This is a genomic window from Runella sp. SP2 (assembly GCF_003711225.1).
GTDB lineage: Bacteria > Bacteroidota > Bacteroidia > Cytophagales > Spirosomataceae > Runella.
Genome location: NZ_CP031030.1, coordinates 3329687 through 3346214, shown reverse-complemented (window position 1 = coordinate 3346214; position 16528 = coordinate 3329687). Strand labels below are relative to the sequence as shown.

Below are 16528 nucleotides of genomic sequence, written 5' to 3'. Positions count from 1 at the left end.
TATATTTTTTCAAAAAGTTGCTATTTTGGGGGGATAACTCAGGACGATGAAATTCTTTATCCGTATAGTAATTGTACTCCTTCTTCCAACTCACTTGCAAGCGCAAGGGTGGCAACCGATAGGGTTATCCGAAGGGCTGTCGCAAGGAATGGTGTATGATTTGGCACAAGACCAACGTGGGTTTATGTGGGTAGCGACCAAAGATGGCTTGAATCGCTACGATGGCTATAATTTTAAGGTTTTCACCCACGACCCCTACAACCCGTACAGTATTTCGAGCAATACCTGCACTGCCTTGCTTTACGATAGCCACGATAGACTCTGGATTGGCACAGAAAAAGACGGCTTAAACTTGTTCGACCCTGTGTATCAGCGCTTTTATCGGATTAGTATTGCCTCACCAAACCAACCTAGCACGGGAAATTATAACATTGTTCAACTCGAAGAAGACACCCAAGGTAATATTTGGATAATGACCGACCAACCCACCGTTCATTTTAAAATAAACATTCCCCCTCGTTTTACGGTCAGCGAACAAGCCACGAAGCAACTCAACATTGGTTCGTTGGGTCCTTCTTATTTTCCGCCTATTTCTCGACATCAACACTCAGGATTACACGGGGCTTGGGGGCAAAATTTGTGCGGTTTTTTGGATAAATGGATTGGCAATAAATCACGAAACCGAGATTTTTACATTCTGCCCGACCACCAAAAAAACTATTGGGTGATGCTAGACCACGAGCTTATTTGTTGGCGAAATGGCATCAAAAAAACAATCCACGTAGCAGAAGGAGATTATAAAAAAATAGGACATTTGAAGGACGGCACCATTGCTATTTGTAACCAAAATTTCCTTTGGTTGATGAAGCCCGAAGAGCTGCTCCAACAAGATAGTTTGACGGCAAAAAATAAGTACTCGACCGTGCCAGACCAAAAACGCGTCAATACCATTCGCATGGATAATTTGGGAAATATCTGGCTAGGAACTAGGGGGTACGGACTGTATAAATTCAACCCAAGAATCAAGCAATTCAAAGCTTATTTGCCCGATTTTTCTCCTTCCTATTTGCTGCAAGACAGTCAAAAGCGCATTTATTTTCACGGAAATGCTAAACCCGCTTACCAGTATTACCAACTCGAAAGTCCTACTTCATTCAAGCCTTTTTCTCCAGATGTTGCTGCTGCTCGCTACAACCACGACTTCTTGTATCAGGACCGAAAACAACAATTTTGGCTCATGGCCAGGGAAGATTCTTCCCGTTATCTTTTTCAACTGTCCAATGAACGAAAGCTTCTTGCTCGCTACCCTTTACCCATGCCCTATACCGACAGACACCTGAGCGTTAGGATGTTGGAAGATAAAAAGGGTCGCCTTTGGCTGGGGTTAGTTGATGGGGTTTTACTGCGGTTTGACCCCCTTGCAGGGCAGTTTAAAAAATTCAGTTATCAATCGCTACTGCCACAACAAGGCTCGACTATTGAAGTACTTTACATGTACGAAGACACCCCCGATGTGTATTGGATTTGTACCCAAAAAGGACTTATCAAAGTCGAAAATATCCTAGAAAACCCCCGATTTAGTCTCTTCAAAAACAATGCTGATGACCGAAATAGCCTCAGCAACGACGTGGTTTCGGGTTGTGTCAATGACCCAATTCAACCCACTAACTACCTCTGGGTAAGCACCAAAGGCGGCGGGCTTGAGCGCCTCAATAAAGCAACGAATCAGTTTGAGCATTTTACCGAAAAACGAGGACTCCCCAATAAGGTGGTCTATGGTGTATTGGTAGGCGATGATAAAAATTTATGGATGGGAACCAATCGGGGTTTGGCTCAACTTAATCCTAAAACGCTGATTTTTAGTAATTTCAATAAGTCAGATGGTTTGCAAGACGATGAGTTTAATACCAATTCCTATTTTAAAGGAGCTTCGGGCGAGTTGTTATTTGGCGGTATCAATGGTTTCAATGTATTCAGGGCTTCCAACATCGCAAGGGCCGCTTCTAAGGCTGAAGTGCGGCTTTTGAGCCTAAAAATCAACAATCAACTCATTGAGGTTGGGGACGAAACGCAGCTTCTCAGCGAAGCCATTGAATACCTGCCTTCACTGGAGTTGGCACACCATCAGAATCAACTGGCCATCGAATTTGGCGTCATGGATTTTACCAACCCCGTAAAAAACCGTTTCCGTTACCAACTAGAGGGAATTGACAAAGACTGGGTGGAAGCAGGAACAACACACATAGCCAATTTTGCCCAGCTTCCCAGCGGTCATTATACGTTGAAAGTCATGGGTACGACCGACGGTGAAAATTGGACAAAACCCATCTCCTTAGCAATTCAAATAAATCCTCCTTTTTATCGAACGTGGTGGGCTTATTTACTCTACTTGACCATTGTTGCTTATGTTGCTTATCGTTGGAATCAAAACCAGCTCAACCGAGTTCGTTTGCAGGAGCAATTGAGTTTCAAAGAAATTGAAGCAGGTCGGATGTCGGAACTTGATGCGTTGAAAACCAATTTCTTTGCCAATATCTCCCACGAGTTCCGTACGCCACTTACCTTGATTTTGGGACCTGTTGAGCAACTTTTGAAAGACCATCCCAGCGACGGTCGTCTTCCGTTGGTTCGCCGTCACGCCCAGCGCCTTCTCGAACTGATCAATCAATTGCTTGACATCAGCAAGCTAGAAGCGGGGCAAATGCTCCCTGAACTTACGCATCTGGAGGTTGTTCGGTATTTGCGGACGCTGACGAGCTCGTTTACTTCCTTGGCCGAAAGCCGTCAGATTAACTTTGTAGTAACTCAAAATCAGGATGAAGCGTGGGGATATTTAGACACGGATAAAACAGAAAAAATCATTACTAATCTCCTTTCCAATGCCTTCAAGTTTACCGAAACAGGAGGAACTGTAAAGGTTGATGTACAATACACCTCTCCCGTTGAAGGACAGGGGGTTATCATTGCCATTTCAGATACGGGTATTGGGATTAAACCCGAAAAGCTCCCCCAAATTTTCAACCGTTTTTACCAAGTAGAATCCGACCAAAAACGGAGCTATGAGGGGACAGGCATTGGTTTAGCGTTGGTCAAAGAGCTGGTTGAAGTCATGAAAGGTTCCATTCAGGTAGAAAGCAAAGTAGGAGTAGGAAGCCAGTTTGTTGTTCGGTTACCTATCGACGAATTGACGTGGAAATCGCACCCAAAAATTCCTGAAAAGGTGTTCGGGCCGAAGAAGGTGCAACTGGAGCCGCATCCGATTTTGTTACCAACACCCGTAGAGGAGACCTCCAACGAAAACGTATTGTTATTGATTGACGATAATGCCGACATCAGGTCTTATATCCGAGGGTTGTTCGAGCCCGATTATCGAATTATTGAAGCCCAAGATGGAGAAGAGGGGCTAGTGCAGGCCATGGCCCACATTCCCAATATCATCATTAGCGATTTGATGATGCCCCGTATGGACGGTTTTGAGTTTTGTCGGCAGTTGAAGAGCAACGAAAAGACCAGCCACATTCCTGTTATTATGCTCACTGCCAAAGCCAACGTCGAAAGTCGAATTGAGGGCTTTCAACTAGGAGCTGATGATTATTTGGTGAAGCCTTTTCATACCGACGAAATCAGGGTTCGGGTCAAAAATTTATTGGAGAAACAAGAGAAGCTACGGGCTTATTTTAGTGGCAAGCAAAAAGTAGCAAAATCCGAAACGGCTGTCATCAATCCATTGGACGTTGCTTTTGTAGAAAAAGCTAAAAAAATTGTAGAACAGCACCTCGGCAGCAGTACCTTTAACGCCGAGCAGTTTAGTAGTGCCATGAACCTCAGCCAATCGCAATTGCTCCGAAAGCTGAAGGCGCTTACCAACTTTACCATTGTCGAATTTATTCGCCACCACCGTTTGCAGCGCGCGGCCGAAATGCTTCTCCAGCGTAACCGCCCCGTTTCGGAAATCGCGCTGGAGGTGGGCTTTGAGAACATGTCGTATTTTGCCAAAGTTTTTCAAGATGAATTTGGAGTGTTGCCTTCCGATTATCAAGGATAACTTCATTGAATAAAATGTGCCAATTCAGTAGAAGTAAAGGATCAAAAAGCCCCATTTTGGGGCTTTTTTTATTCAAATGCTGAAAAAATGGTAGTAGATGCTGAATATGAGTTACCCCAAAAGTGCCCTTACTAAGCATTTTTGTGGAGGCACTCAACCCAACTTTCCTTTAGCATGAAACAGCTCTTTTACCTTTTATTTTTATCGTTACTGGGCCATTCTGTTCTTTCCCAGACGTTTAATCCTGCGGTAACCGCAGTCACGGGGGTTTCCCTCAACTCAAGCTCCAACTCCCACAAGATTGTCAATGGGAAGCCAGCATTGGTTTACAAAAGTAGCAATACAAGCATAAGTTATATTAGAGCCAATAATGCGTCAGGAACCAGCTGGGGGGCTCCAATAATCCTTATTACTGGAGTAACTGCCATTAATGGTTTCTATAACTTAGAAATCATTAATGGGTTTCCAGCTGTTGTAGTGGCTACCACTGAAGGTTTAGTCTCTAAAGTTCGTTATATACGTTCAAATGATGTCGATGGAATTTCTTGGGGGACGTCAGTGGAGGTAAGGAGCTCGACAGGGGCTGGTTTTGCAGACCCAAGTTTAGCCGTTGTTAATTCCAAGCCAGCTATTACCTATAGAACTGGAAGTGTTAATTTGGAGTTTACTATCGCTACTAATGCCAATGGTACTGCCTGGGATACTCCCGTGTTTCTTGCCTCTCTCAATGCCTCCACACCGTCTCTTCAAGAAATAAATGGAGTGCCAGCCATCGCTTATCGTAACACTTCCTCTTTTGATTTGATGTACATGTATGCAGCTGACGCAAACGGAACTGCATGGAACAGCCCAATCACAGTCGAATCATTAGGAAATACGGGAACTTCCCCGATTTTAAAAAAAGTGAATGGAAATCCTGCTATTGCTTTTGTGGGCGATGGTGGTGGATTAAAAAATGGTATTCGATACGTACGAGCCAATGATGTCTCAGGTGCTTCATGGGGAGCTCCAATAATGGTTCATAGCGACCCTAGTAGTAATTTTGGATATAACACTGATCATACAACTATCAACGGGAATCCTGCAATTGTGTATAGTGGTGATGATGCAAGAGTCTATTACATAAGGGCTTTAGATACTAATGGAAATGCTTGGGGAAGCCCTCTCAACATAGCAACTACCTCCTCTGTAATTAGTACTCATAACGTACTTGCTGAGATAAATGGTAGAGCTAGCATTGCCTACTACAATGGTTCTACTAGTTCAATTGGGTATTTACAAGAAAACTGCCCGTTAGGTTCAGCGCCAACAAATACCAATAACCCAACGATTTGTAATAATACCACTGCGTCTTTGACTGCTACCTGTGCTATTGGGACGGTAGCTTGGTATAATGCGAGTGGTACAATGTTTTTGGGAGCAGGTTCGCCCTTTACCACCTCAAATCTAACCGCAAATACCAATTACAGCGTTAGGTGCGAAGACAATGGTTGTACGAGTAGTTTTACTCCTGTCAGCGTGACTGTTAATCCAGTCATTACCTTTACAGCTCCCACTGTCACGCAGCCAAGCTGTAGTACGCCCACGGGAACGATTGTGGTCAATGCTACACCCAGTGGTTCTCTTGAATACAGCATTGATAATGGCAATACGTGGCAAAGCAGTGCGACATTTAGCAACCTAGCAGCGGGTAATTATCGCCTAAAAGCTCGTTTCCAATCCTTGACTAGCTGCGAAGCTACTTACGGAAGTAATCCAGTAACTCTTGCTTCGCCCTTTACGGCCTCGACTACGACGGATACTTGGACGGGCTGCGTTTCAACCGATTGGGCGACGGCGGGCAACTGGCAGGATGGCTCAGTTCCTACCACCAGTGACGACGTGATGATTCCCAATACGACCAATAAACCCGTGATTATGGCAGGAACGGCGGCCGTTGCCAAGACGGTGGAGGTAGCCTCAAGTGCAAGGCTAACGATAAACGCGTCGGGAAGCCTGACCATCAATGGCTCAAAAGTCGATTCAGCTCCTTTCACTTCGGCTTTGATAGTGCGTGGTGGCACATTGGTCAACAACGGCTTACTTGTTCTTGGTAATTCGTCCAGCGTTGGTGACGATGCGGTACTCAACTACGGTACTTTTACCAATACAGGGGAAATTCGTATCGATCGCTTCTTACGGGTCGGATTTTATAATTTAGTTTTAAATTCTGTTAACAATTCGGGCAAAATCCTCATCGACGCAAGCGCACTCGCGGGTTCGCTAGGATTAGCCAGTGCGGGTACATTTACCAACCAATCGGGCGGAGAAATCAACATTAGCCAAACTACATCAACCGCGCTGAGTAGTTCTGGTAATTTTACCAACAGTGGTAAAATCATCTTGGGCGCCAATGGGGCTGTGGGACGGGGTATTGATTTCACTCCATCAACTAATCTTACCTTTTCGAATAATAGTGGCGGGGAAATTATCATTGACGGAACTACCCAAATCGCCATTAGTGTCTCTACTGGCACGTTCATCAATTCCTCCAAAATTACACTGGGGGCTACTGGAAGTATCGGTTTTATTGGGATTTCTAACAGCGGAACCTTCAACAATAACGCGGGAGGAGAACTAAGTATCGACCGTGCTACTTCAAGTAGTATTTTTAATTATGGCACCATAACCAATAATGCTAAAATAACCATTAATACCAATGCAGGTGCGCCCTTTACAGAAATTAATAATCAAGGGAATTTGACTAACTCGGCTTGCGCTACGCTAATTGTGGCTGCTTCTATTAGCAATTCCAATACTTTTACCAATTCGGGTTACTTTAAAGTGACTACGTCAGCGTCACATACCAATGGAAGTTCGGGTTTGGTTAACAATGGTATCATTGAGTATCCCATTGGGAATCCAATACCCAATGTAGTCAATAATGGAATAATTGCTGCACCTTTTTCTGGTTGTAGTCCAGCGCTGCAAATTGGGAGTAGCAATGCGTTGGGTATAGGCACAACTTGGTATCAAGAAGCATCCTTAACGTCGCCATCGGGGACGTATCAATTAGCGTCCAACACCTTTAGTAGCACGCGCAGTTTTCCAGGGACGTACGTTAATTATTTTTCGGTAAATGATGCAGCCAACGGATGTTCATATGTAGCTTCAGTGAGTCATACGCTGAGTGCGCCGCCGACGATTACTACCAGTCCAAGTCCCGCTATTTGCACTGGAGCCACCTCATTCACAATACCCTACTCTGCTCCTTCAGGCACACCGACAACGTATTCGATTTCGGGGGCAGGCATCACTACGGTCAGCAATGCACCGTTGCCTGCCACGCCTATTGTGGTGAATCTGAGTGAGCCAGCGTCGGGGAGTTCAATAAACTACACGTTGACCGTAAGCAGTTCAAGCTCAGGTTGCACGTCAAATATAATAACGGGCAGTGTAACGGTAAATCCACCTCCGTCGGCAAGTATCAATTATGCCAATACACCCTACTGCAAAAGTGTGACATCCGCGGTGGTGACCTTGGCAGGTAGCGGTGGAACGTTTAGTTCAACGACAGGTTTGACGATTGATGTAAATACGGGAACAATTAATCCAAGTGCTTCAACGGCAGGGACTTACACGGTAACGTACACGATTCCCGCGTCGGGCGGCTGCTCGGCGGTTACGGCGACGACGAATGTGGTGATTACTGAGGTTCCAAGTGCAACCATTAGCTACGGCGGCACACCTTACTGTAAAAGTGTGACATCTGCGGTGGTGACCTTAACGGGTAGCGGCGGAACGTTCAGTTCGACGTCAGGTTTGAGTATTGACGCCAATACAGGGACGATTAATCCAAGTGCTTCAACGGCAGGGACTTACACGGTAACGTACACGATTCCCGCGTCGGGCGGCTGCTCGGTGGTGAGTGCGACTGCGAATGTAGTGATTACTGAGGTTCCAAGTGCAGCCATCAGCTACGGCGGAACACCTTACTGCAAAAGTGTGACATCGGCGTTGGTGACCTTAACGGGCAGCGGCGGAACGTTCAGTTCAACGTCAGGTTTGAGTATTGATGCTAATACGGGAACAATTAATCCAAGTACTTCAACGGCAGGGACCTACACGGTAACGTACACAATTCCTGCTTCGGGTGGCTGTTCGGCGGTTACGGCGACGGCGAATGTGGTCATAACCGATGCTCCCATTGCAACCATCAGTTATGGCGGCACACCTTACTGCAAAAGTGTGACATCGGCGTTGGTGACCTTAACGGGTAGCGGTGGAACGTTTAGTTCAACGTCGGGTTTGACGATTGATGCCAATACGGGAACAATTAATCCAAGTACTTCAACGGCAGGAATGTACATAGTAACGTACACGATTCCCGCGTCAGGCGGCTGCTCGGCGGTGAGTGCGACGACGAATGTGGTGATTACTGACGTCCCAAGTGCGACCATCAACTACGGTGGAACACCCTACTGCAAAAGTGTGACATCGGCGGTAGTGAGTTTAACGGGTAGCGGTGGAACGTTTAGTTCAACGTCAGGTTTGAGTATTGATGCTAATACGGGAACAATTAATCCAAGTACTTCAACGGCAGGAACTTACACGGTAACGTACACAATTCTCGCGTCGGGCGGTTGTTCGGCGGTTACGGCGACGACGAATGTGGTCATAACCGATGCTCCCAGTGCGACCATCAGCTACGGTGGAGCACCTTACTGCAAAAGTGTGACATCTGCGTTGGTGACCTTAATGGGTAGCGGTGGAACATTCAGTTCAACGTCAGGTTTGAGTATTGATGCCAATACGGGAACAATTAATCCAAGTACTTCAACGGCAGGGACTTACACGGTAACGTACACAATTCCCGCGTCGGGCGGCTGCTCGGCGGTTACGGCGACGACGAATGTGGTCATTACCGAAGCTCCAAGTGCAACCATTAGCTACGGCGGCACACCTTACTGCAAAAGTGTGACATCTGCGGTGGTGACCTTAACGGGTAGCGGTGGAACGTTTAGTTCAACGTCAGGTTTGACGATTGATGCTAATACGGGAACAATTAATCCAAGTACTTCAACGGCAGGGACTTACACGGTAACGTACACAATTCCCGCATCGGGCGGCTGCTCGGCGGTGAGTGCGACGGCGAATGTGGTCATTACCGAAGCTCCAAGTGCAACCATTAGCTACGGCGGAACACCCTACTGCAAAAGTGTGACATCTGCGGTAGTGACCTTAACGGGTAGCGGTGGAACGTTTAGTTCTACGACAGGTTTGAGTATTGATGCTAATACGGGGACAATTAATCCAAGTACTTCAACGGCAGGGACATACACGGTGACGTACACGATTCCTGCTTCGGGCGGCTGTTCGGCGGTTACGGCGACTGCGAATGTAGTGATTACTGAGGTTCCAAGTGCAACCATCAGTTATGGCGGCACACCTTACTGCAAAAGTGTGACATCTGCGTTGGTGACCTTAACGGGCAGCGGCGGGACGTTTAGTTCAACGACAGGTTTGAGTATTGATGCCAATACAGGGACGATTAATCCAAGTACTTCAACAGCAGGGACATACATGGTAACGTACACAATTCCCGCGTCGGGCGGTTGTTCGGCAGTGAGTGCGACGGCGAATGTGGTCATAACCGATGCTCCCAGTGCGACCATCAACTACGGTGGAACACCTTACTGCAAAAGTGTGACATCGGCGGTGGTGACATTAACGGGCAGCGGTGGAACGTTTAGTTCAACGTCAGGTTTGAGTATTGATGCCAATACGGGAACAATTAATCCAAGTACTTCAACGGCAGGGACTTACACGGTAACGTACACGATTCCCGCGTCGGGTGGCTGCTCGGTGGTGACGGCGACGGCGAACGTGGTCATAACCGATGCTCCAAGTGCAACCATTAGCTACGGCGGAACGCCCTACTGTAAAAGTGTGACATCAGCGTTGGTGACCTTAACGGGCAGCGGTGGAACGTTCAGTTCGACGTCAGGTTTGAGTATTGATGCCAATACGGGAACAATTAATCCAAGTACTTCAACGGCAGGGACCTACACGGTGACGTACACAATTCCCGCGTCGGGCGGCTGCTCGGTGGTGAGTGCGACTGCGAATGTAGTGATTACTGAGGTTCCAAGTGCAACAATAAGTTATGGCGGAACACCCTACTGCAAAAGTGTGACATCGGCGGCAGTGACCTTAACGGGCAGCGGTGGAACGTTTAGTTCAACGTCAGGTTTGAGTATTGATGCCAATACGGGAACAATTAATCCAAGTACTTCAACGGCAGGGACCTACACGGTGACGTACACAATTCCCGCGTCGGGCGGCTGCTCGGTGGTGAGTGCGACTGCGAATGTAGTGATTACTGAGGTTCCAAGTGCAACAATAAGTTATGGCGGAACACCCTACTGCAAAAGTGTGACATCGGCGGCAGTGACCTTAACGGGCAGCGGTGGAACGTTTAGTTCAACGTCAGGTTTGAGTATTGATGCCAATACGGGAACAATTAATCCAAGTACTTCAACGGCAGGGACCTACACGGTGACGTACACAATTCCCGCGTCGGGCGGCTGCTCGGTGGTGAGTGCGACTGCGAATGTAGTGATTACTGAGGTTCCAAGTGCAACAATAAGTTATGGCGGAACACCCTACTGCAAAAGTGTGACATCGGCGGCAGTGAGTTTAACGGGCAGCGGTGGAACGTTTAGTTCAACGTCAGGTTTGAGTATTGATGCCAATACGGGAACAATTAATCCAAGTACTTCAACGGCAGGGACTTACACGGTAACGTACACGATTCCCGCGTCGGGTGGCTGCTCGGTGGTGACGGCGACGGCGAACGTGGTCATAACCGATGCTCCCAGTGCAACCATTAGCTACGGCGGAACGCCCTACTGTAAAAGTGTGACATCAGCGTTGGTGACCTTAACGGGCAGCGGTGGAACGTTCAGTTCAACGTCAGGTTTGAGTATTGATGCCAATACGGGAACAATTAATCCAAGTACTTCAACGGCAGGGACCTACACGGTGACGTACACAATTCCCGCGTCGGGCGGCTGCTCGGTGGTGAGTGCGACTGCGAATGTAGTGATTACTGAGGTTCCAAGTGCAACAATAAGTTATGGCGGAACACCCTACTGCAAAAGTGTGACATCCGCGGCAGTGACCTTAACGGGCAGCGGTGGAACGTTTAGTTCAACGTCAGGTTTGAGTATTGATGCCAATACGGGAACAATTAATCCAAGTACTTCAACAGCAGGGACATACATGGTAACGTACACAATTCCCGCGTCGGGCGGTTGTTCGGCAGTGAGTGCGACGGCGAATGTAGTGATTACTGATGTTCCCATTGCAACCATCAGTTATGGCGGAACACCTTACTGCAAAAGTGTGACATCGGCGTTGGTGACCTTAACGGGCAGCGGCGGAACGTTTAGTTCAACGACAGGTTTGACGATTGATGTAAATACAGGCACGATTAATCCAAGCACTTCAACGGCAGGGACTTACACGGTAACGTACACAATTCCCGCGTCGGGTGGCTGTTCGGCGGTTACGGTGACGACGAATGTGGTGATTACTGAGGTTCCAAGTGCAACCATCAGCTACGGCGGAACACCCTACTGCAAAAGTGTGACATCGGCGGCAGTGACCTTAACGGGCAGCGGTGGAACGTTTAGTTCAACGTCAGGTTTGAGTATTGATGTAAATACAGGGACGATTAATCCAAGTACTTCAACGGCAGGGACATACATGGTAACGTACACGATTCCCGCGTCGGGCGGTTGTTCGGCGGTGAGTGCGACTGCGAATGTAGTGATTACTGAGGTTCCAAGTGCAGCCATCAGCTACGGCGGAACACCCTACTGCAAAAGTATGACATCGGCGGTGGTGACCCTAACGGGCAGCGGTGGAACGTTCAGTTCGACGTCAGGTTTGACGATTGATGCCAATACGGGAACAATTAATGCAAGTACTTCAACGGCAGGGACTTACACGGTAACGTACACAATTCCCGCGTCGGGCGGCTGCTCGGCGGTGACGGCGACGGCGAACGTGGTCATAACCGATGCTCCAAGTGCAACCATTAGCTACGGCGGCACACCTTACTGCAAAAGTGTGACATCTGCGTTGGTGACCTTAACGGGTAGCGGCGGAACGTTTAGTTCAACGACAGGTTTGACAATTGATGTAAATACAGGGACGATTAATCCAAGTGCTTCAACGGCAGGGACCTACACGGTAACGTACACAATCCCCGCGTCGGGCGGTTGCTCGGCGGTTACGGCGACGACGAATGTGGTGATTACTGACGTTCCTAGTGCAACCATCAGCTACGGTGGAACACCCTACTGCAAAAGTGTGACATCGGCGTTGGTGACCTTAACGGGTAGCGGCGGGACGTTTAGTTCAACGTCAGGTTTGAGTATTGATGCCAATACAGGGACGATTAATCCAAGTGCTTCAACGGCAGGGACATACATGGTAACGTACACAATTCCCGCGTCGGGCGGCTGCTCGGCGGTTACGGCGACGACGAATGTGGTGATTACTGAGGTTCTTAGTGCAACCATCAGCTACGGCGGAACACCTTACTGCAAAAGTGTGACATCTGCGTTGGTGACCTTAACGGGCAGCGGTGGAACGTTCAGTTCAACGTCAGGTTTGAGTATTGATGCTAATACGGGAACAATTAATCCAAGTACTTCAACGGCAGGGACTTACACGGTAACGTACACGATTCCCGCGTCGGGCGGCTGCTCGGTTGTTACGGCGACGACGAATGTGGTCATAACCGAAGCTCCAAGTGCAACCATCAGTTATGGCGGAACACCTTACTGCAAAAGTGTGACATCGGCGTTGGTGACCTTAACGGGTAGCGGTGGAACGTTTAGTTCAACGTCAGGTTTGAGTATTGATGCCAATACGGGAACGATTAATCCAAGTACTTCAACGGCAGGGACTTACACGGTAACGTACACAATTCCCGCGTCGGGTGGCTGCTCGGTGGTTACGGCGACGGCGAACGTGGTCATAACCGATGCTCCAAGTGCAACCATTAGCTACGGCGGCACACCTTACTGCAAAAGTGTGACATCGGCGGTGGTGACCTTAACGGGCAGCGGTGGAACGTTTAGTTCGACGTCAGGTTTGAGTATTGATGCCAATACGGGAACAATTAATCCAAGTACTTCAACGGCAGGGACTTACACGGTAACGTACACGATTCCCGCGTCGGGTGGCTGCTCGGTGGTTACGGCGACGGCGAACGTGGTCATAACCGATGCTCCAAGTGCAACCATTAGCTACGGCGGAACGCCCTACTGCAAAAGTGTGACATCTGCGTTGGTGACCTTAACGGGTAGCGGTGGAACGTTCAGTTCAACGTCAGGTTTGAGTATTGATGCCAATACAGGGACGATTAATCCAAGCACTTCAACGTCAGGAACTTACACGGTAACGTACACAATTCCCGCGTCGGGCGGCTGCTCGGCGGTTACGGTGACTGCGAATGTGGTCATAACTGAAGCTCCTAGTGCAACAATAAGTTATTGCGGAACACCTTACTGCAAAAGTGTGACATCGGCGTTGGTGACCTTAACGGGTAGCGGTGGAACGTTTAGTTCAACGTCAGGTTTGAGTATTGATGCCAATACAGGGACGATTAACCCAAGCACTTCAACGGCAGGGACTTACACGGTAACGTACACAATTCCCGCCTCGGGCGGCTGCTCGGCGGTTACGGCGACGGCGAACGTGGTCATTACCGAAGCTCCCAGTGCAACCATTAGTTACGGTGGCACACCTTACTGCAAAAGTGTGACATCTGCGGTGGTGACCTTAACGGGCAGCGGTGGAACGTTTAGTTCAACGACAGGTTTGAGTATTGATGTAAATACAGGTACGATTAATCCAAGTACTTCAACGGCAGGGACTTATACGGTAACGTACACAATTCCTGCTTCGGGTGGCTGTTCGGCGGTTACGGCGACGACGAATGTGGTCATAACCGAGGCTCCAAGTGCAACCATCAGCTACGGTGGAACACCTTACTGCAAAAGTGTGACATCTGCGTTGGTGACCTTAATGGGTAGCGGTGGAACATTCAGTTCAACGTCAGGTTTGAGTATTGATGCCAATACGGGAACAATTAATCCAAGTACTTCAATGGCAGGGACTTACACGGTAACGTACACGATTCCCGCGTCGGGCGGCTGTTCGGCGGTTACGGTGACTGCGAATGTTGTCATAACCGAAGCTCCAAGTGCAACAATAAGTTACGGCGGCACACCCTACTGCAAAAGTGTGACATCGGCGTTGGTGACCTTAACGGGCAGCGGCGGGACGTTCAGTTCAACGTCAGGTTTGAGTATTGACGCTACTACGGGATCGATTAATCCAAGTTTGAGTACGGCAGGGACTTACACGGTAACGTACACAATTCCCGCGTCGGGTGGTTGTTCGGCGGTTATGGCGACGACGAATGTGGTCATCCAAGGTAAACCAACAATTACACTTTTAGCTTTACAACAAACCCTAAACGAAGGCAATAACCCAGTTTTGTGCGATACAGATGCCAATCCAGTTAACGGTTTGCAGTTTAATGTTTCGGGTTCGTGTGTTGTAGGCAATCCTGTTTGGCGCGTACAAGTAGGCAGTGGGGCATGGAGCGACTGGTCAGCGACAGCACCAGTTTCCCAACCGTCCAATAACCAACCCCACCGCTATCAAGCGGCTTGTGACGCCAATTGCGTTTCGACCTATTCTGGCGTGATAGAATTGACGATCAATAACCGCGCATCCGTTCCGCAAAATGTGTCGTTGTTGGTAGATGGCGTAACAGTTGCCGTAGGCGAGACGAAAGAAGTGTGTAGCCTAGCGACTACTATGCTCACATTTAATGCCAATTGTGCTGTTGGTGAAATCCTTCTTTATTCAGTTGATGGTGGAGAATATAGTACAGGTGTGCCCGTTGGCTTGGTGGACAATCAGTTCCACAACTACCGCGTACGTTGCCGCAAATCAGACGGAACGCCTTCGTGTGTGGAATCTGAATCAGGGGTAATGCGCTTAAAATTGGTGGTAATTCCAACAGCTCCGACGGTTTCATTGTCATCGACAAGCAGTTGTGACGCGATAGCAAGTTTCAGTGGACAGTCAACCTGCGGAAGCTTGCGGACAGTTTGGTACAATGCCACAACGAATGTTGCTCTGCCAAGCCTGCCTTCGACTGTTCCCAGCCAGACGACGTCGTACTATGCGCGTTGCCAAACGGGAAATGGTTGTGTGAGCGAAAAAAGTAATGTGGTAACGTTTACGTTAACACCAACGCAAGTAGCTCCCGTGATTACTGCCTCGCAAGAGATAGTTTGCACAGGTACAACAGTAAGGATTTCAGCCAACTGTCCCGCGGGAAGTCAGACGTTTTGGAATACGGGTGTCACTGCGCCAAGTTTTGAGGTAGCGTTTAGCAACGTAACGAAGCAAACGTACTGGGCGAAATGTATTTTTGAAGGTGGTTGCCAAAGCTCAGAAAGTGTTCGTAAAGATGTGTATTGGAATGCGTTTGTGGTGACGTTAATCAACGTCGGACAATCTAAATCAGCGGTAAAGCCTGCGAATGATAAGTCGTTGTGGACGAGTCAATTCATCGCCCGTGACGGTGGTCCCGAATTGGAGCAAAGTACGCAAGTGAATCCGACCTTGTTTTACGTAGAAAATACCAATAAAATGGCACCCCGTTACTGGACAATTAATGTAGAAGCTTGCGGATTAAGCACCGACGGCTCGCTTACCTTCGATATGTTGGCGACGCCAGAAATGGGGGCAATTCGTTCGTTCAACACGCACGAGAACAACGCGCCGTATTTTATGTACGCCAACCGCGAAGGCTGGACGGAGTTGTACGGACAAAACCACCCTGCTTACGGCTTTTATCAAGACAACGGTGTGGGCGGTAACATATATGATGCAGGGTTACCCAAAGGTTTGTACAAGTTAGGCATTCGTTATTGGGATCAAAAAGGCTGGGGCAGCATTTACCCCTCGACGCGTAAGCCTCAAGGCAACGTTTTGGCCTACCAAGAATACTGGTTCAGAATCCAGTCGAAAGATGGAATAGGCGTAGGAGCAGCGAGGACAGCGGAGAGTGAGGGGGCAAGAAGCAAATGGCAAGGTGCAATGGGCAATGGGTTGGATAACGGAAAACAGCTAACCGATAACGGGTCTTTTGCCACTGTTCTCCCCAACCCTGTCAGCAACATCCTGCGCTTAAAAGTGCAAGACAGCAAGGGTCAAGTGGTGCAAACTACGTTGACGGATGTTGCTGGTCGTCAGGTATTGCGTCGGACTTTTAGCCCTGAAACAAATGCTCATTTTGAAGAAATGAACGTCGAAATGCTTTCTGAAGGTTTGTATTTATTACGGGTCATTACAAATGGCAAACAGGAGGTTTTGAAAGTCATTAAGAAATAATTCTCGTAAATT

The 16528-nt window shown here is 48.2% G+C and carries 2 protein-coding genes; both read left to right on the top strand.

Annotation, left to right across the window (positions count from 1 at the left end):
• Positions 1-46 precede the first annotated feature (46 nt).
• The gene (locus DTQ70_RS14030; RefSeq protein ID WP_122931388.1) at positions 47-4045 is read left to right on the top strand and encodes an ATP-binding protein; all 3999 of its coding nucleotides are present in this window, start codon (positions 47-49) and stop codon (positions 4043-4045) included.
• A 174-nt stretch (positions 4046-4219) separates the two neighbouring features.
• Entirely contained in the window at positions 4220-16516 is a 12297-nt protein-coding gene (locus tag DTQ70_RS14025; RefSeq protein ID WP_122931387.1) for a T9SS type A sorting domain-containing protein, read from the top strand.
• Positions 16517-16528 lie beyond the last annotated feature (12 nt).

Coding starts and splice junctions, on each gene's coding strand:
- DTQ70_RS14030 (WP_122931388.1), top strand. CDS start 47: ATGAAATTCTTTATCCGTATAGTAATTGTACTCCTTCTTCCAACTCAC.
- DTQ70_RS14025 (WP_122931387.1), top strand. CDS start 4,220: ATGAAACAGCTCTTTTACCTTTTATTTTTATCGTTACTGGGCCATTCT.